This window comes from Streptococcus halitosis (genome assembly GCF_003143695.2).
GTDB lineage: Bacteria > Bacillota > Bacilli > Lactobacillales > Streptococcaceae > Streptococcus > Streptococcus halitosis.
In genome coordinates this window covers 876,485-893,886 of record NZ_QEMY02000001.1, presented here as the reverse complement: position 1 = coordinate 893,886, position 17,402 = coordinate 876,485, and the positions used below count along the sequence as shown (strand labels likewise).

The 17,402-nt window shown below is 43.2% G+C and carries 16 protein-coding genes; 3 read left to right on the top strand and 13 right to left on the bottom strand.

Features of this window, described 5'->3' with window-relative positions; all coding sequences use genetic code 11:
* Positions 1-5: 5 nt before the first annotated feature.
* The 5 genes from rpsF to DB729_RS04470 all read right to left on the bottom strand — a co-directional run bounded on the left by rpsF (position 6) and on the right by DB729_RS04470 (position 4,922).
* The gene (gene rpsF, locus DB729_RS04490; protein ID WP_001151775.1) at positions 6-296 is read right to left on the bottom strand and encodes a 30S ribosomal protein S6; all 291 of its coding nucleotides are present in this window, start codon (positions 294-296) and stop codon (positions 6-8) included.
* Positions 297-430: 134 nt separating this feature from the next.
* Positions 431-1,636, bottom strand: a complete 1,206-nt coding sequence (locus DB729_RS04485; RefSeq protein WP_057489460.1) for an MFS transporter — start codon at positions 1,634-1,636, stop codon at positions 431-433.
* Between the two features lie 125 nt (positions 1,637-1,761).
* Positions 1,762-3,105 (bottom strand): asparagine--tRNA ligase, encoded by a 1,344-nt coding sequence (gene asnS / locus DB729_RS04480; RefSeq protein WP_109290150.1) that lies wholly within the window; start codon positions 3,103-3,105, stop codon positions 1,762-1,764.
* A gap of 152 nt (positions 3,106-3,257) precedes the next feature.
* Positions 3,258-4,436 (bottom strand): pyridoxal phosphate-dependent aminotransferase, encoded by a 1,179-nt coding sequence (locus DB729_RS04475; protein WP_109290151.1) that lies wholly within the window; start codon positions 4,434-4,436, stop codon positions 3,258-3,260.
* 9 nt (positions 4,437-4,445) lie between these two features.
* Positions 4,446-4,922 carry a cell wall elongation regulator TseB-like domain-containing protein gene (locus DB729_RS04470; RefSeq protein ID WP_057489463.1) on the bottom strand — a complete coding sequence of 159 codons (477 nt, stop codon included), beginning with the start codon at positions 4,920-4,922 and terminating at the stop codon, positions 4,446-4,448.
* Between the two features lie 118 nt (positions 4,923-5,040).
* On the opposite strand from DB729_RS04470, the gene DB729_RS04465 reads away from it, so the two are divergent.
* Positions 5,041-5,487: a MarR family winged helix-turn-helix transcriptional regulator gene (locus DB729_RS04465; protein WP_000816316.1), complete on the top strand. Its 447-nt coding sequence runs from the start codon at positions 5,041-5,043 to the stop codon at positions 5,485-5,487.
* Between the two features lie 91 nt (positions 5,488-5,578).
* The gene (locus tag DB729_RS04460) at positions 5,579-6,127 is read left to right on the top strand and encodes an NADPH-dependent FMN reductase (RefSeq protein ID WP_000039632.1); all 549 of its coding nucleotides are present in this window, start codon (positions 5,579-5,581) and stop codon (positions 6,125-6,127) included.
* 31 nt (positions 6,128-6,158) lie between these two features.
* Here the strand turns inward: DB729_RS04460 and yaaA are convergent, their stop codons facing one another.
* The 5 genes from yaaA to DB729_RS04430 form a co-directional block, all read right to left on the bottom strand.
* Complete coding sequence (yaaA, locus tag DB729_RS04455) at positions 6,159-6,887, bottom strand: peroxide stress protein YaaA (RefSeq protein WP_000697764.1); 729 nt, start codon at positions 6,885-6,887, stop codon at positions 6,159-6,161.
* Between the two features lie 79 nt (positions 6,888-6,966).
* Complete coding sequence (locus DB729_RS04450) at positions 6,967-7,098, bottom strand: DUF3953 domain-containing protein (protein WP_002878149.1); 132 nt, start codon at positions 7,096-7,098, stop codon at positions 6,967-6,969.
* A gap of 86 nt (positions 7,099-7,184) precedes the next feature.
* Positions 7,185-8,780 carry a hypothetical protein gene (locus DB729_RS04440; protein WP_084878688.1) on the bottom strand — a complete coding sequence of 532 codons (1,596 nt, stop codon included), beginning with the start codon at positions 8,778-8,780 and terminating at the stop codon, positions 7,185-7,187.
* Positions 8,781-8,791: 11 nt separating this feature from the next.
* A complete protein-coding gene (locus DB729_RS04435) occupies positions 8,792-9,202 on the bottom strand; it encodes a peptide deformylase (RefSeq protein WP_000412252.1) in 411 nt (136 codons plus the stop codon).
* Positions 9,203-9,306: 104 nt separating this feature from the next.
* A complete protein-coding gene (locus DB729_RS04430) occupies positions 9,307-12,003 on the bottom strand; it encodes a cation-translocating P-type ATPase (protein WP_000032435.1) in 2,697 nt (898 codons plus the stop codon).
* Between the two features lie 306 nt (positions 12,004-12,309).
* Between DB729_RS04430 and mntE the strand changes: the two genes are divergently transcribed.
* The gene (mntE, locus tag DB729_RS04425) at positions 12,310-13,497 is read left to right on the top strand and encodes a CDF family manganese efflux transporter MntE (protein WP_109290152.1); all 1,188 of its coding nucleotides are present in this window, start codon (positions 12,310-12,312) and stop codon (positions 13,495-13,497) included.
* Positions 13,498-13,534: 37 nt separating this feature from the next.
* Here the strand turns inward: mntE and DB729_RS04420 are convergent, their stop codons facing one another.
* The 3 genes from DB729_RS04420 to dapB are packed head-to-tail and all read right to left on the bottom strand — an operon-like array spanning position 13,535 to position 17,366.
* Positions 13,535-15,406, bottom strand: a complete 1,872-nt coding sequence (locus DB729_RS04420) for an ABC-F family ATP-binding cassette domain-containing protein (protein WP_109290153.1) — start codon at positions 15,404-15,406, stop codon at positions 13,535-13,537.
* A complete protein-coding gene (locus DB729_RS04415; protein ID WP_109290154.1) occupies positions 15,403-16,602 on the bottom strand; it encodes a CCA tRNA nucleotidyltransferase in 1,200 nt (399 codons plus the stop codon). Before DB729_RS04415 ends, DB729_RS04420 begins: the two co-directional genes overlap by 4 nt.
* Positions 16,599-17,366 carry a 4-hydroxy-tetrahydrodipicolinate reductase gene (gene dapB / locus DB729_RS04410; protein ID WP_000027878.1) on the bottom strand — a complete coding sequence of 256 codons (768 nt, stop codon included), beginning with the start codon at positions 17,364-17,366 and terminating at the stop codon, positions 16,599-16,601. The genes DB729_RS04415 and dapB overlap by 4 nt, the downstream gene beginning before the upstream one ends.
* Positions 17,367-17,402 lie beyond the last annotated feature (36 nt).

Genomic DNA, 17,402 nt, shown 5'->3' with positions numbered 1-17,402 from the left:
CCTTCTTACGCGTCAAGTTTGACGATCATGTGACGAAGAATGTCAGCGTTGATTTTTGAAAGACGGTCAAACTCTTTAAGAGCTACGTCGTCGTTAGCTTCAACGTTAACGATGTGGTAAAGTCCTTCACGGAAATCTTGGATTTCGTATGCAAGACGACGTTTTTCCCAGTCTTTTGATTCAACAACAGTTGCACCGTTGTCAGTCAAGATAGAGTCAAAACGTGCTACCAAAGCGTTTTTCGCTTCTTCTTCAATGTTTGGACGAATGATATAAAGAATTTCGTATTTAGCCATTGATATGTTCCTCCTTTTGGTCTAATGACCCCCAGTCTTTGCAAGGGGTAAGTGAGGTTCGCTCACAATAAACCATTATACTAGAAAAACTGATAGATAGCAAGTAAAAAAATAAAAGTTAAAAAATAACTTTATTACTTATAAATAACTTCCTCTTTCAGTTTCAAAGCTCCGGCCATCTCTTTCAAAATGAAAAATAGCAAAAAGCTGGCTAGTACTAAAATGAGCCCTAAGTAAAGGAAGGCTACTACAAATCCTAGATAGTCAATCAACCATCCCGTCAGAGGAAAAATGATAATCATGCTTAGGCTGAACATCATAGAGTAGACACTTAGCATGGTTGCCCGTACCTCACTTGGGAGTCGCTTTTGTAAATCATTATCAAAAATCGGTTGAAAGAGAGCATATAAGGCGTTACTGACCCAATAAACCAAAATGTAAATCAGTGGCGTACCAAAGTAGGAAAGCAAATAAGTTCCTCCCGTCAAGAGTACAAGAATGGGAAAGAGTTTTAAGGCTGAATACTTCTTTCCAATCTTACTTGCTAGATAAACTGCCCAGATATTCAAAACACTGCCCATCAACATGACCATCGAAATCTGCCACCCTTCTAAGTCAGGCAGTTGATTTTGATAGTAAAAATAAAACATGCACATCAGTGTTCCGATGATTTGGGAAAGAATCATCCAACTAAAAAGACTAGGGTTTCTACGCAACTCCTCTTTGACAGTCCAGATTATTTTTTTCATCGTCAGGCGCTCAGATTTTTGCGCTTTAACACTAGGCTCTTTTAGCATCCAAGTTAGGAAAAGAACGATTATAGAAGTAACAATCATGATATAGTAGGTCAAGTGCAATTGACCATGGACAAAAAATCCCGCTAAAACGGTCCCCAAAGACCGAGTCCCTTCTGCGACTCCTGACATAAAACTGGAGATAGACAAGTAGCGCTCTTTTAATCCAGCCTCCACAGCCGAATCATAAACCATGGCTGCACTCGTCCCCGAATCAAAATTATAAGACAAGGCACTCACCACCATAGCGAGTGCGTAAATCCAAAAATTACCTTGCCCTGCTAACATGAGAATAGACGAGGCAATCCCAGCTATTCGACTTAAATATAGATTGGTTTTATAGGAATAGCGGTCAGCTAACATTCCCGAGGGAATTTCACAGATGACACTGGTGGCATGAAAAATACTTTCCAATAAGCCAATCTGCCAAAGCGACATCCCGTTTTGACTGAGAAATAGAATCCAAAAGCTGGTAATGCCCAGAAAAGCAAAAAATTCCACACCAGCCATGAGACCGATATTCTTCCGGTAATTTCGTTTAAACATAGTTTCTCCTTTAACAAGTGTATTTGTATCTTTGTGTTTGTCACTTGTTAAGCTGTGCTTTACATGTTCTCCACCTCTTCTTTCTTCTACTTTGAAAAAACGCCCTAAGGGCGTTTGGATTTGTTTTATGGTTTGATACGATGCAACATACGTGGGAATGGAATGGCTTCACGGATGTGTTTTGTTCCAGCTGCGAAGGTTACCATACGTTCGATACCGATACCAAATCCTCCGTGTGGAACTGTGCCGTATTTACGAAGGTCAAGGTAGAATTCATACTCTGTACGATCCATACCAAGTTCTTCCATCTTAGCGACAAGGGCATCATAGTCTTCCTCACGCATAGAACCACCGATGATTTCTCCATAGCCTTCTGGTGCAAGCAAATCTGCACAAAGCACGCGCTCTGGATTTCCAGGAACTGGTTTCATGTAGAAGGCCTTGATAGCTGCTGGGTAGTTCATGACAAATGTTGGCACACCAAAGTGGTTTGAAATCCAGGTTTCATGTGGTGAACCAAAGTCATCTCCATGCTCCAAATGCTCATAGTCAGCATCTTCATCATTCTCATACTCTTGCAAGAGGTCAATGGCTTGATCGTAAGTGATGCGTTTGAATGGCTCTGCAATGTAGCGTTTCAAAAGATCTGTATCACGTTCCAAAGTTTCCAAGGCTTGGGGAGCACGGTCAAGTACACCTTGAAGAAGGGCTTTTACGTAAGCTTCTTGCAAGTCAAGTGATTCATCGTGTGTCAGGTAGGAGTACTCAGCATCCATCATCCAGAACTCAGTCAAGTGACGGCGTGTTTTTGATTTTTCAGCACGGAATACTGGACCAAAGTCAAAGACACGGCCAAGAGCCATAGCCCCTGCTTCTAGGTAAAGCTGACCTGATTGGCTCAAGTAGGCTGGAGTTCCAAAGTAGTCTGTTTCAAAGAGTTCTGTTGAATCTTCTGCCGCATTTCCTGAAAGAATTGGGCTATCAAATTTCATGAAGCCGTTCTTGTCGAAAAACTCATAAGTCGCATAGATAATCGCGTTACGGATTTGCATAACCGCTACTTGCTTACGAGAGCGAAGCCACAAGTGACGGTTGTCCATCAAGAAGTCTGTGCCGTGTTCTTTTGGAGTGATTGGATAGTCTTGAGATTCACCGATCACTTCGATGTCTGTGATATCGAGCTCATAGCCAAACTTAGAACGCTCGTCTTCTTTGACAATCCCTGTCACATAAACAGAAGTCTCTTGGCTTAGGCGTTTAATCGTATCAAACTTCTCTAACCCCACTTCTTCACCAAATTTTTCTACAAAGTTTGGTTTAAAGGCTACACCTTGGAAGAAGGCTGTTCCATCACGCAATTGCAAGAAGGCAATTTTCCCTTTTCCAGATTTGTTGGCAACCCAGGCTCCGATGGTCACTTCTTGACCAACGTAGTCTTTTACATCGATAATTGTTACACGTTTTGTCATAATCTATCTTCCTTTTTTCGTTTAACTTGTCCGAAGACATTATTACCCACTATTTTACCATAAATAGACTGCGATAGCTAGGTTCTACTAGAGAAAAATCGCGAGATTTTCGTTACAAAAAATCTTCGCTAAAAAGACGAAGATTCTAAGTTTTATTTTTCCATAAATTGATGCAAGCGACGAATAGCTTCTTTTAATGTATCCAAGTCTGTGGCATAGCTGAGACGAACATTTTCTGGTGCTCCAAATCCAGCTCCTGTAATCAAGGCAAGGCCGACTTCTTCGAGGATAGCTGTTGTAAACTCTGTCACATCGGTATACCCCTTCATCTCCATCGCTTTTTTAACATTTGGGAAGAGGTAGAAAGCTCCTTGGGGCTTGACAGCTTCAAATCCTGGCACTTGGCACAAGAGAGGATAAATGGTATTCAAACGCTCCTCAAAAGCCTGGCGCATGGTTTCAACAGAGTCTTGCGGTCCAGTCAGCGCCTCAATCGTTGCATATTGAGATACTGCTGTCAGATTGGAAGTCGTTTGTCCTGTTAGCTTGCTCATGGCAGCGATAATTTCAGGATTTCCCACAGCATAACCTACCCGCCAACCAGTCATGGCATAGGCCTTAGATACACCGTTAATCACGATAGTTTGCTTGCGAATAGCTTCTGACAAACTAGAGATTGGAACAAATTCGTTTCCGTTATAAACCAGACGACCGTAAATATCATCTGCTAGGATAAGGACATCATGTTCAACAGCCCAATTTCCGATGGCCAAGAGTTCCTCACGAGAGTATATCATACCGGTTGGATTCGATGGTGAATTGAGAACTAAGACCTTGGTCTTATCTGTTCGGGCTGCTTCTAGCTGCTCTACTGTTACTTTAAAGTGATTATCTTCCTTAGCCTGGACAAAGACTGGCACACCTTCTGCCATCTTGACCTGATCTCCATAGCTGACCCAGTACGGTGTAGGGATGATGACTTCATCACCTGGATTGACCACAGCCATAAAGAAGGTGTAGAGAGAGAACTTGGCACCAGTGGCAAAGGTAACCTCGTTTGCCGCTACGGAATAGCCATAATAGCGTTCAAAATAGGTATTAACCGCCGCTTTTAACTCTGGTAGGCCTGAAGCAACTGTATAGAAGGAAGCTCGTCCATCTCGAATCGCTTCTATCGCTGCATCTTGAATGTTTTCAGGAGTATGAAAATCAGGCTGTCCCAAGGTTAAGAAAAGAACATCTTTTCCCTGAGCTTTTAATGCTTTGGCTCTTGCATCACTGGCTAGAGTGACGCTTTCTTCCATTTCTAGTACACGTTTGGATAGTTTCATATGCCCTCCTTATTGGATCACTGCTCCTGTTTCAAAGTCGACCAGATAGTACTGATTTCCTGACTTGACTTCCCAAATCGGCTTGTCCTGATAGCGACCAAAAGTAATCTTGTCGATGTCGCTAGCTCCTTTTTCCCTCGAAATCGTCGCTGCCTTGTCTTGAGAAATCCCTTTATCAAGCTGATAAACATAAATCTTGTGGTCATTCTTTTCAATCAGTACGGCAATGGCCTCTTGCTTTTTATTATGTCCCAGAACGCTGTAATAACCTTCTAGTCCATTATAGAAATCAACCTGATCTGCCTTTTCCAATTCTGCATACTGCTTGGCTAGTTTTTCTCCCTCAACTCTAGCATCTTGATAGGGTTTCATGCTGAGTGATATCAGATAAAGGAAGGAAGTGGTCATGACTAGTAGTACCAGAGCAATGCCGATTCCATACTGTAAAAGTAGCTTGTTTTTTGCTTTTTTCTGTCTTAGTTTCACTCGTCTATTTTACCATCTCTCCTCTTTTATTACAAGTGAAGACAGGAACATTCTAAGAATCTTTTCCTATAAAATATAAGTTCTTGTTTTTCTCTCTCATTATTGATAAAATAACCTTATGAAACAATATTTGAAAGAGAAAATTTCCGATAATCAACTAGACTTAAAAACGGCTATCGTCCTTAATAAAGCCATACGGACTTTTAAACCATATGAAGCCAAGGCTGCTAAAGAACACGGGCTAACACCCACCCAATTTTCAGTTTTGGAAACCCTCTATAGCAAGGGGGAACTGCGCATTCAGGATTTGATTGAAAAAATGCTAGCCACTTCTGGAAACATGACTGTTGTCATTCGAAATATGGTTCGAGATGGATGGATTTCTAGAACTTGCGACCCCAAGGATCGTCGCTCCTTTTTCCTGAAATTAACACCTGCAGGACGCAGAAAAATCGAGGAGGTTCTTCCTGACCATATCGATTCGATTGTAGAAGCACTCAGCATCTTGGAAGATGGCGAAAAGGAAGACTTAATCCAGATTTTAAAAAAATTTAAAAATTTGTGAGCAAAATTATTGCTAATTAGTATCATTTGTTGTAACATGGATGGTAACAAAAGAGTTCGCTCTTTGAATTTTAAACTAAAGGAGACACATCATGTCTAAAAAAGTATTATTTATCGTCGGTTCACTACGCCAAGGTTCTTTCAACCACCAAATGGCCCTCGAAGCTGAAAAAGCACTTGCTGGAAAAGCAGAAGTTAGCTATCTTGATTACTCAGCTGTTCCTCTCTTCAGCCAAGATTTGGAAGTTCCAACTCATCCAGCTGTAGCTGCTGCTCGTGAAGCAGTCCTTGCTGCGGATGCCATCTGGATTTTCTCTCCAGTCTACAACTTCTCTATCCCTGGAACAGTGAAGAACTTGCTTGACTGGCTCTCGCGTGCTCTTGACTTGTCTGATACACGTGGAGCTTCTGCCCTCCAAGACAAGTTTGTTACTGTCTCATCTGTAGCCAATGCCGGTCACGATCAACTCTTTGCTATTTACAAAGACCTCTTGCCATTTATCCGTACACAAGTCGTTGGTGACTTTACAGCTGCTCGTGTCAATGACTCTGCTTGGGCAGACGGAAAATTGGTGTTAGAAGAAGCAACTGCTTCATCACTTGCAAAACAAGCTGACGACCTTCTTGCAGCCATCAACTAATCCAGCAAAAACCAGCTCGAATGAGCTGGTTTTATGCTTGTTTCACAAAGACGAGTTCTAAGTCACTGGATAAATCAGGTCGGTAGTCAAAGCCGGCAAAGCGGAGCTTGCGAGCTTGTTCGACTGTATGGACTTGCCCCTCTATCAAGGCGGTTAAAAAGGCACCACGGGCTTTTTTTGAAATGGTTGAGTGGATTTTCAGCTGGCCTGCCTTGTCCTCCATAAATTTGAAGGTCACCATCTTTTCTCTAATTTCCTTCGAAAATACGGTTTCAAACTCTGATGATAGGAGTGAGAATATCAAATCCTCATCCTCTAGTGCCTCATCGTAGGCTGACTTCCAATGACTCTTTAAAGTCTTCCCAGCAACTTTTAACTTCATCAAGAAATCCAAACGGTGAGGAGCCATGGGCGACAAGGCGGGGACAACACCGTATAAAGCCGAGGTAATTAGGACATGATTTTCAAGATAGGTTTGTTCAGCCTTGGTTAACTCATCTCGTTTGATGTGACGATACATGAGACCATCGAAAAGTTTCAAGGCTGGATAATGTTTAGCCCTGTGATCTTTTAAAGCTTGAATATGAGCGTACTCTTCTTCTGCTTTCTCGGCAGATACCTTATAAAAAGTCTCTAATTCACTGGCTGAGTAGTGCGCCAGTGAGTCAAGGACTACCTGACTTTCTTCCCTCAAGGGGAGCGCTTCGATACAAGGATGGTCTGTGTTCATTTCTTTTGCTGTTGGGATTAAAATTTTCATATTGTTAGTGTAGCATATTTTTCAACCACGACCAAGAATTTCATCTTAAAAACCTCGGTTCATACCGAGGTTTCTCTGTTTATTTTGTCCATCCTAACCAGATAGCCGCGAGAACAAGGGCTGTGCCAGCTAAGCTTGTTAAGATAGATAAGAATTTATCTTTTTTCTCCTTGAACTGAGAAAACCTATTTTTATACTCAATGAAAATCAAAGAGCAAACTAGGAAGCTAGCCGCAGGCTGTACTTGAGTACGGCAAGGCGACGCTGACGTAGTTTGAATTTGATTTTCGAAGAGTATTATTGTACTTTAAAGGTCTTGAGATAGTTATCTTTTCCAACTTGACCTTCGAAGGATTGGCCATTTTCGAGGTAAGGAAGGTCGTCTGACACGGAAGCCTTGACCTTATAAATCTTGCCATCAACTTTAAAGAAGTAGACGGTATCACCCTTGATGACAGCTGATTTAAGGTCTGAGACGATACCCTTGATGTTTTCTACCGTTTCATTATCCAACTCGAGGTCATTTTTATTGGCATACTTGCTGAGGAGTTCATCTACCGTAGTTGCTACGATGACGTTTTGGTACTCCACGGCATCGACCAATGCATACTCCTTGACCAAGCCTGCATTGTCCTTCAAGCCCATGATATAGAGCGGTTTGTCATTGAGATTGACAAGAATAGGGAAGGTAGCCTTGTAGGCCTTCTCTTGCACTGCTCCCTCTGCAGAAGCACGGGCAGATTCTTCGGTTGCTGAAGCTAGATTGTACTTGGTGATTTCACCAGTGCGCATATTTTCAAGGATAAATCCTAGATTACTTTCGTCAGCGTTGGCTGAAGTCACCCCAGTGTAGAGATAAATGTCATTTCCGATAGAAAGATAGTTATAGCCTTCTGTCGTTTGGGTAACGTTTTTCTTAGAAATCAAGGCATTCCAGAGGCCGTCTTTATACTTGCCGTTGTAGTTGATTTGCTCGATGGTTTCTTCAGCTGGATAGACACGATCCACCCATTCTGGGACTTCATCCAAGCTGTATTCCTTGGTTTCTCCATTGGTGGCATCTAAGATAATAACAGATGAAGGACGCGGGACTCCTAGACCAAACTGCTTTTGATAAACGGTTGCTACATAGAAGGGATTGCCTTCATCATCCACCTCAAAGGAGGGCGTTTTAAAAATCTTGGTTGGGTACTTAATCCGAAGATGGCGTTTGACGTCTCGGTTAAAATACTCAGAGTCTGAATACTTCATGGGCGTTTTTAAATCCACCAATTCCGCATTTCCTGTCACCATATCAACCTTGATATACTCTCCAATTCCCTTGGACTGATTATTAAACCATTTGATCGGGTCGGCATACTCCAAAGGGGTCACCCGATAGGGTTTGCCATCAACCGTCAGCTGAGTATAAGTATCTGCTGCTACGTACTGGGAGACCTTATCCGTCAGAGAGCCTAGATAACGGTCTCCAATCTTTTCTGCAGTGCTCCGATCTAGGATTGGAACCTTACTGGTATCACTCTTAGGAAAATCTTTAAAGTCTTTTTCTGTGATAGACACTACATTAGCATAATTTTTTGCTTGGAAAAAGCTAGAGGTTACTAGGCTTACCAGACCAGCAAGGACAAAGATGATAGCTGCAGTCAGAAACAATCCTCTACTAAGTTTGGTAAAAAGGAATCCTTCTAGATTGAGATCTTTGGCAGCCTTGCCATGACGTAGGTGAACTGTCTTGAGGAGGTTGGTATCCTTGCGGAAACTAAACAAAATTCCCATCACCACCAGATGCCCACAAAGAAAGAAGATGAATTCCCAACTAGTAAGATTAAGTGGCGGCAAAAAGATATACCAAGTCGTTGCGATAAAAACAAGTTCAAAAAGTATGCGTTTCATCTGAGTTCCTCCTAAATAATCCGTCCTTCCAAATGATCCAGTTCATGTTGGCAGATCTGAGCTGGAAAACCTGTTAACGTAATGGTCTGTTCCTCCCACTTACTATCACGATAGGAAACCGTAATCGTTTCATAGCGAGTTGTTGGTCGCACCCCAGTCAAAGACAAACAACCTTCCTCTGTCTCGTAAGGTCCTTTATAGGAAAGGAGAATGGGGTTAAACATGACCATGGGAACCAAGCCAAGATTAAAGATAATGACACGCTTCTGCACACCAATCATATTGGCTGCCAGACCGACACAGGTCTCGCGATTAGCCAGCAGGGTATCCTGCAAATCCTTAGCCAGATAAAGGTCTTCCTGACTTGCAGGTTTCGAGACCTGCGACAAGAATAAGACATCTCGGACAATTTTCTTTTCCATTCTCTTTCACTCCTTGCTACTTTACTTTATTATAGCACAAAAGGGAGCAACTCCTAGTCCTTTCTCTCAAATGCAAAAAAAGCCATCCGAAGATGACTTTCTTTTTAAATCGCGTTCTTATCAAGACCAAGTTTACGTTGAACAAACTTAACGATTTCGACGATAAGTATCATTGAGAAGCTTCCAGCTAGAACAATACCCCATTGAGACAAGTCTAGTTTGGTTACGTGGAAGATACCTTCAAGCGGTTCTACAACGATTGTTGCCATCAAGAGGATGAAGGATACCAAGATAGACCAGTTGAAGGTCTTAGACTTGAATGGTCCGACTGTCAAGATGGATTGGTAAACAGACTTGACGTTGTAGGCATGGAAGAGCTGGATCAAACCAAGTGTTGCAAAGGCCATAGTGAGGGCATCTGCGTGAATAGCATGATTGTCACCCACGTGAACTGGGTAAGCAATCGCAAGGCCATAAACACTCATAACAATAGCTGCTTGGAGTACACCTTGATAAATGATAGAACTCAAAACACCACCTGAGAAGAAGCTTGCCTTGCGTCCACGTGGTTTATGGTTCATGACACCAGGCTCAGCAGGCTCAACACCTAGAGCGATAGCTGGGAAGGTATCTGTTACCAAGTTGATCCACAAGAGATGAACTGGCTGTAGGACATCCCAACCAAACAAGGTTGATAAGAAGATAGTTAATACTTCAGCAGTATTGGCAGAAAGTAAGTACTGAATAGTCTTTTGAATGTTTGAGAAGACCTTGCGTCCTTCTTCAACTGCGACGATAATGGTCGCAAAGTTATCATCTGCAAGAATCATGTCAGAAGCCCCCTTAGAAACCTCTGTACCAGTGATTCCCATACCGATACCGATATCGGCTGTTTTCAGAGCTGGCGCATCATTAACACCGTCACCTGTCATAGCAACAACCTTACCTTGTTTTTGCCAAGCCTTGACGATACGAACCTTGTGTTCTGGAGATACACGCGCGTAGACAGAGTATTGACCAACGACTTTTTCAAATTCTTCATCTGAAAGTTCGTTGAGTTCAGCACCAGTCAAGACATGGTCTTCCGAGTCATTTTCATCGATGATTCCCAAACGTTTGGCAATGGCTTCCGCTGTATCTTGGTGGTCACCAGTGATCATGATTGGACGGATTCCCGCTTCCTTAGCGACACGAACAGCTTCTGCTGCTTCGGCACGTTCAGGGTCAATCATTCCAATCAATCCAGTAAAGATCAAGTTGTTTTCAAGCTCTTCAGAAGTCAGGTTTTCTGGAATGCTGTCTACAATCTTATAAGCACCCGCAAGAACACGCAAGGCTTGGTGAGCCATTTCAGAGTTGTTTGTGTGAATTAAGTCATTAACTTTCTCATCAATCGGAGCAACATCTCCAGCCTTATCACGAGCAACACAACGTTTCAAAAGTTGGTCAGGGGCTCCCTTGACTGCTACGAGGAATTTACCATCTGGTAATGGATGAACCGTTGACATGAGTTTACGATCTGAGTCAAATGGTAACTCAGCTACACGAGGATATTGCTCTAAAAATCCTTTAACATCATAGCCCTTGTCCAAGGCATACTGGATGAAGGCTGTTTCCGTTGGATCCCCAATCAGGTTTCCTTCTGCATCAATCTTAGTATCATTAGCCAAAACAACAGAACGAAGAAGAGGCATTTCAAGACCTAGTTCAATATCATCAGCTGAATCATGTAGGACTGCATCATAGAAGACTTTTTCGACTGTCATCTTGTTCATGGTAAGCGTACCAGTCTTATCAGAAGCGATGATCTCAGTTGAACCAAGTGTTTCAACTGCTGGCAACTTACGAACGATAGAGTTTCGTTTTGCCAAAACTTGAGTACCAAGGGCAAGAACGATGGTCACGATAGCAGGAAGTCCTTCTGGGATGGCTGCAACAGCAAGCGCAACAGATGTCATCAACTCACCAAGTGGATTTTTACCTTGAATGAAGACTCCGACTACAAAAGTAACAAGGGCAATGACCAAAATTGCATAGGTCAAGACCTTAGAAAGGTTGTTCAAGTTTTGTTTGAGTGGTGTATCCGTCTCATCCGCATCTTGGAGCATGCCAGCGATATGACCCACTTCCGTGTACATACCTGTATTGACAACAACGCCAAGACCACGACCATAAGTCACATTTGAGTTTTGGAAGGCCATATTGACACGGTCACCAATACCAGCATCTGCAGAGAGCTCGACAGTCAAGTCTTTTTCGACTGGAACAGACTCACCTGTCAAAGCTGCTTCTTCGATTTTAAGAGAATTAGCTTCTAGCAATCGTAGGTCTGCTGGCACCACGTCACCTGCTTCAAGAGCAACGATATCACCTGGTACCAATTCTTTTGAATCAATCTCAGCCATATGCCCATCACGAATAACGCGAGCAGCTGGACTAGACATAGACTTGAGGGCTTCGATGGCTTCTTCTGCTTTTCCTTCTTGGTAAACACCGAAGGCAGCGTTGATGATAACCACGGCTAGGATAATGATGGCATCTGCGATATCTTCCCCACCAGAAGTTACGACTGACAAGATAGCCGCAGCAACTAGGATGATAATCATCAAATCCTTAAATTGCTCGATAAACTTGACTAGGAGTGATTTTTTCTCACCCTCTTCCAGTTCATTGCGTCCATATTCAGCTAGACGTTTCTGCGCTTCGCTTGACGAAAGACCCTGTTCAGTTGCTTCAACTGACTTCAAGACCTCTTCAGGACTTTGAGTGTAAAACGCTTGGCGTTTTTGTTCTTTTGACATGTGTCTCCTCCTTGACATTGTGTGCAAAACAAGTTCTCTTTTAGTTTTATGACAAACAAAAAGAGACCTGTTAATCATAACAAGTCTCGCTGTTTAAGATAGTGCCGGAAAACATACTTTTCAGTATACAATTCGGAATGACGACACTATCACAGGTTTCTGCCAGCTACTCCCTTGAGTAGTACTATTATATCAAAATTTGAACATTTTTCAAGGGTTTAAATCCGATGAAACAAGACTAAATTTGAATTTTCCCTTGAAAACCAGTATAATGGTAGAATACTATATGCCTAGAAAGGAAGCCCGATGAACCAATCCATGTCAAATCTCAAATTGGCAGAACGTGGAGCCATTATCAGCATTTCGACCTACCTCCTCTTGTCTGCGGCAAAATTAGCGACTGGCCACCTCCTACATTCTTCCAGTTTGGTAGCGGATGGTTTCAACAACGTATCTGATATTATCGGAAATGTTGCTCTTCTGATTGGCATTCGGATGGCACGCCAGCCTGCAGACCGTGACCATCGTTTCGGTCACTGGAAGATTGAAGATTTGGCTAGTTTGATTACTTCCATCATCATGTTCTACGTTGGCTTTGATGTTCTTCGGGACACCATTCAGAAAATCCTCAGTCGGGAACAGACAGTTATCGACCCTCTGGGTGCAACTCTCGGAGTCGTCTCTGCGGCGGTCATGTTTGCCGTTTATCTCTATAATACTCGCCTCAGTAAAAAATCCAAGTCCAAGGCGCTCAAGGCTGCCGCCAAGGACAATCTTTCCGATGCTGTTACCTCGCTTGGGACTTCTATTGCCATTCTAGCCAGCAGTTTTAATTATTCAATCGTGGATAAACTGGTCGCTATCATCATCACCTTCTTTATCTTAAAGACAGCCTATGATATCTTTATCGAGTCTTCCTTCAGTCTTTCAGATGGTTTTGATGAACGTCTGCTAGAGGACTACCAGAAGGCCATCATGGAGATTCCAAAGATTAGTAAGGTTAAGTCCCAAAGAGGTCGCACCTATGGTAGCAATATCTACCTTGATATCACGCTGGAGATGAATCCTGATTTATCAGTCTATGAAAGTCACGAAATTGCAGACCAGGTCGAATCCATGCTAGAAGAGCGTTTTGGAGTATTTGACACCGATGTCCATATCGAACCTGCTCCTATACCCGAGGATGAAATCTTAGACAATGTCTACAAAAAACTACTCATGCGCGAGCAATTGATTGACCAAGGAAACCAACTAGAAGAACTCCTTGCTGAGGACTTTATCTATATCCGTCAAGATGGAGAGCAGATGGATAAAGAGGCCTATAAGGCTGAAAAAGAACTTAAAGCTGCAATTAAGGACATTCAGATTACCTCCATTAGTCAGAAAACCAAGCTCATTTGCTATGTGTTAGATGGTATCATCCATACCAGTATCTGGCGTCGCCATGAGACTTGGCAAAATATTTTCCACCAGGAAACTAAAAAAGAAGAATAGAAAAATCCTGTCGTAATGACAGGATTTTTCTATTCACCTAACTATCAAAGTCACTTAGGTATTCATAGCGTTCATATTTTTCCAGCAAGGCTTCATTCTTCTCGTCTAGTTCTTTCTGAAGGGTCGCTAGTTTGCCAAAGTCAGAGCCGTTTGCCTGCATCTCTTCTTCAATAGCAGCGATACGACCTTCCAATGTTTCAATATCGCCTTCAATGCTTGCCCACTCCTGCTTTTCTTGGTAAGTCATGCGTTTCTTGTCCTCTCGAACTTTGACCACTTTCTCCTTTTCGGCCTTTTGCACTTGATTGGCTATCTCTGTTTCAAAGGCTTTTTCGTCAAGATAGTCTGTGTAATGACCAAAGAAAGGACGAATCTTTCCATCCTCAAAAGCGAGAATCTTGGTCGCTACCTTATCCAGGAAATAGCGGTCATGGCTAACTGTCAAGACAGGGCCTGCAAAACTCTGCAAGAAATTCTCCAAAACTGTCAAAGTTGCAATATCTAGGTCATTGGTCGGCTCATCCAAAAGAAGAACATTGGGTTTTTCCAGGAGCAATTTGAGAAGATAAAGACGTTTTTTCTCGCCACCTGACAATTTCTCAATCAAGGTTCCATGGGTTGAACGTGGGAAAAGGAACTGCTCTAGCAACTCTGCAATGGAAGTCGTAGAACCGCCACTAGTCTTAACCTCTTCTGCTACTTCCTGCAAGTAATTGATAACGCGCTTGCTCTCATCCAAGCCCTCAATTTGCTGAGAGAAATAGGCGATGCGAACTGTTTCTCCAATCACAACTTGTCCTTCAGTCGGCTCAAGATTTCCTGCAATCAGATTAAGCAGGGTTGACTTCCCAACACCATTGTCCCCAACAATTCCGATACGGTCTTTGGCCTGCACCAAGAGGTTGAAATCTTGCAAAATGGGCTTGTTTTCATAGGCGAAGGAAACATTCTGAAACTCGATGACTTTTTTCCCAATCCGACTGGTTTCAAAGTTCATGGTCAAGTCTGTCTCAGCAGCACCTACTGAAACATCCTTTTTCAAATCATGGAAACGATTAATACGAGCCTGCTGCTTGGTCGCACGCGCCTGCGGTTGTCTGCGCATCCAGGCCAATTCTTGCTTATAAAGTTGTTCCTTTTTATGGAGAAGGGCCGCATCACGCTCATCCTGTTCCGCCTTTAGGCGAACATAGTCCTGATAATTCCCCTGATACTCGGTCAAGCCTGCTCGGTCCAACTCGAAAATCCGCGTTGACAGCGCATCTAGGAAATAACGATCGTGGGTGATAAAGAGAACGGTCTTCTTGGAATTTTTCAAAAAGAGGGTTAGCCACTCAATGGTCGCAATGTCCAGATGGTTGGTCGGCTCGTCCAGAAGCAAGAGGTCGTGGTTTCCTAGGAGAACTTGCGCCAACTGAACCCGTCTTCTCAGACCACCTGACAGTTCCCCAACTGGAGTGGACAAGTCCTGAATACCTAGTTTGCTGAGGACCGTCTTGACCTGGCTTTCAATTTCCCAGGCTTGAAGAGAATCCATCTCTGCCATAACCCGTTCCAAACGAGCCTGCTTGTCCTCACTGTAGTTGAGCATGATTAACTCATACTCACGAATCAACTGGATTTCCTTGAGGTCGCTGGAGAGAACCGTGTCCAAAACTGTCTTGCTATCATCAAAATCTGGATTCTGAGTCAAGTAGCCAATCTTATAGTCATTCTTAGCTGAAAAAGGACTGACATCCCCGTCAAAGCCAGAAACACCAGAAAGGACATCTAACAGAGTGGTCTTACCAGTCCCATTGACACCAATCAGACCGATTCTGTCCAAGTCATGGATGATAAAAGAAATATCCTTAAAAACGGTCTTGTCACCGATGGATTTGCTTAGTTTTTCAACGATAAAATCACTCATTTTTTCTCCCTCAGGTAAGCATGGATTGCTTGACGATCATTTTCCAATTCTCCATCGACAATGGCAAACTCAATCTCTGTTAAAATCTCTCCCAAGTCTGGTCCTGGCTGGTAACCATATTCCTTAATCAAAATTCCACCGTTAATCTGAATTTCTTTCTTGTCATGAATGGTCAAACTCTGGTAAGTTTCTGTGATGGCTTGTGGATTGACTTCTTTTCCTTGGGCCTGACGAAGATTTTCAGCCTGTAAAAGTAAATCCAAGTCAAAGCGATAACAATCACGCTTGCTCAGCTCTCCTTCTTCTCGCAAAGCCAAAATGGTCAGCAAATCCTGAACCTGCTTGGCAAACTGGCGTGAGGTTTTCCATGCCTTCAAAAATGGCTGTGCATCTTTAATCTCCAAAGCCCACAACAGAGCCGCCCAAGCTTGTTCGGAGGATTCAAAAGTGAAATCATTCTCCAAATCAAACAGTTTGTTGAGCTTGTCCCGGCTTCCTGCCATGTCTGGAAGATAGTCATAAGCTCGACTCTCAATCATGGAAGACAGACCCACTCGCCAAAAAGGTGCCCGCAAGAGTTTATCAAACTCAACGAAGGTGCGCTCTACAGAAATTTTCTCCAAAAGCGACGTCAAAGTCTTCATCGCCTCAAAAGTTTCTGACTCAACTTTAAAACCGAGACTGGCCTGAAAACGGAAACCACGCATAATCCGCAGAGCATCCTCGTTAAAACGCTCACTAGCTACTCCAACTGCTCGCAAGACTTGGTTTTCCAAATCTTCTAAACCATGGAACAAGTCAATGATTTCGCCTGTCTCATCCAAGGCAAAGGCGTTGACTGTAAAATCACGGCGCTTGAGGTCCTCTTCTAGCGAACGCACAAAGGAAACCGCGCTGGGCCTGCGATAGTCCACATAGACATCTTCGGTCCGAAAGGTGGTTACCTCATACTCCTCGTCCCCTTCTAAAACTAAGACGGTTCCGTGCTCGATTCCAATATCAGCTGTTCGTGGAAAAATCTGCTTGGTCTCCTCTGGATAGGAAGAAGTCGCGATATCCACATCATGGATGGGACGATTGAGGAGGGCATCTCTGACGGAGCCCCCAACAAAATAGGCCTCAAAGCCTGCTTCTTTAATTTTTTCTAATACTGGTAAAGCCTTCTGAAATTCAGAAGGCATTTGCGTTAATCTCATAATAAGTGTTCTAATCCATAGACAAGCTCATGACGCTTGACAACTTCTTTAATTCCCAAATTGACCCCTGTCATGAAGGAGCTGCGATCATAGGAGTCATGCCGGAGAGTCAATCCTTCTCCCTGATTTCCAAAGATGACTTCCTGATGGGCTACCAAGCCTGGTAGACGGACCGAGTGGATGCGCATGCCATCAAAGTCAGCACCGCGAGCACCTGCAATCAATTCTTCCTCATCAGGCGCACCTTGCTGAATAGACTCTCGAACTTCCGCCATTAACTCAGCCGTTTTAATGGCTGTTCCGCTCGGAGCATCTTTTTTCTTGTCATGATGGAGCTCGATAATCTCTACATTTGGGAAATATTTGGCAGCCTGCGCCGCAAATTGCATAAGCAAGACAGCTCCCAAGGCAAAGTTAGGAGCAATCAAGCCACCCAAATCTTGTTCACGGGAAAATGCTTTTAGTTCAGTAATTTCTTCACTAGTGAATCCTGTTGTTCCAACTACTGGAGCAAAGCCATTTTCAAGAGCAAAGCGTGTATTTTCGTAGGCAACGGCTGGTGTAGTAAAGTCTACCCAGACATCCGCTTCAAACCCGGCTAAATCAGCCTTATCATTAAAGACAGGAATCCCTTGCCATTCTGACTCAGACTCAAAAGGATCCAAAACTGCGACCAAGTCCAAGTCTGGATCAGCCAAGACCATCTGACAAGCAGCTTGGCCCATCTTTCCCTTAAACCCGGCAATAATTACTCGAATACTCATCACTACTCCTGACTAAGATACAAAGGACGTTAGCTG

What these genes read in the sequence shown, in the direction of transcription:
- DB729_RS04475 (WP_109290151.1), bottom strand. Translation starts at nt 4,436, where the DNA reads ATGAAACTATCCAAACGTGTACTAGAAATGGAAGAAAGCGTCACTCTA.
- rpsF (WP_001151775.1), bottom strand. Translation starts at nt 296, where the DNA reads ATGGCTAAATACGAAATTCTTTATATCATTCGTCCAAACATTGAAGAA.
- DB729_RS04435 (WP_000412252.1), bottom strand. Translation starts at nt 9,202, where the DNA reads ATGGAAAAGAAAATTGTCCGAGATGTCTTATTCTTGTCGCAGGTCTCG.
- DB729_RS04430 (WP_000032435.1), bottom strand. Translation starts at nt 12,003, where the DNA reads ATGTCAAAAGAACAAAAACGCCAAGCGTTTTACACTCAAAGTCCTGAA.
- DB729_RS04420 (WP_109290153.1), bottom strand. Translation starts at nt 15,406, where the DNA reads ATGAGTGATTTTATCGTTGAAAAACTAAGCAAATCCATCGGTGACAAG.
- DB729_RS04485 (WP_057489460.1), bottom strand. Translation starts at nt 1,636, where the DNA reads ATGTTTAAACGAAATTACCGGAAGAATATCGGTCTCATGGCTGGTGTG.
- dapB (WP_000027878.1), bottom strand. Translation starts at nt 17,366, where the DNA reads ATGAGTATTCGAGTAATTATTGCCGGGTTTAAGGGAAAGATGGGCCAA.
- DB729_RS04460 (WP_000039632.1), top strand. Translation starts at nt 5,579, where the DNA reads ATGTCTAAAAAAGTATTATTTATCGTCGGTTCACTACGCCAAGGTTCT.
- DB729_RS04415 (WP_109290154.1), bottom strand. Translation starts at nt 16,602, where the DNA reads ATGAGATTAACGCAAATGCCTTCTGAATTTCAGAAGGCTTTACCAGTA.
- DB729_RS04465 (WP_000816316.1), top strand. Translation starts at nt 5,041, where the DNA reads ATGAAACAATATTTGAAAGAGAAAATTTCCGATAATCAACTAGACTTA.
- mntE (WP_109290152.1), top strand. Translation starts at nt 12,310, where the DNA reads ATGAACCAATCCATGTCAAATCTCAAATTGGCAGAACGTGGAGCCATT.
- asnS (WP_109290150.1), bottom strand. Translation starts at nt 3,105, where the DNA reads ATGACAAAACGTGTAACAATTATCGATGTAAAAGACTACGTTGGTCAA.
- yaaA (WP_000697764.1), bottom strand. Translation starts at nt 6,887, where the DNA reads ATGAAAATTTTAATCCCAACAGCAAAAGAAATGAACACAGACCATCCT.
- DB729_RS04440 (WP_084878688.1), bottom strand. Translation starts at nt 8,780, where the DNA reads ATGAAACGCATACTTTTTGAACTTGTTTTTATCGCAACGACTTGGTAT.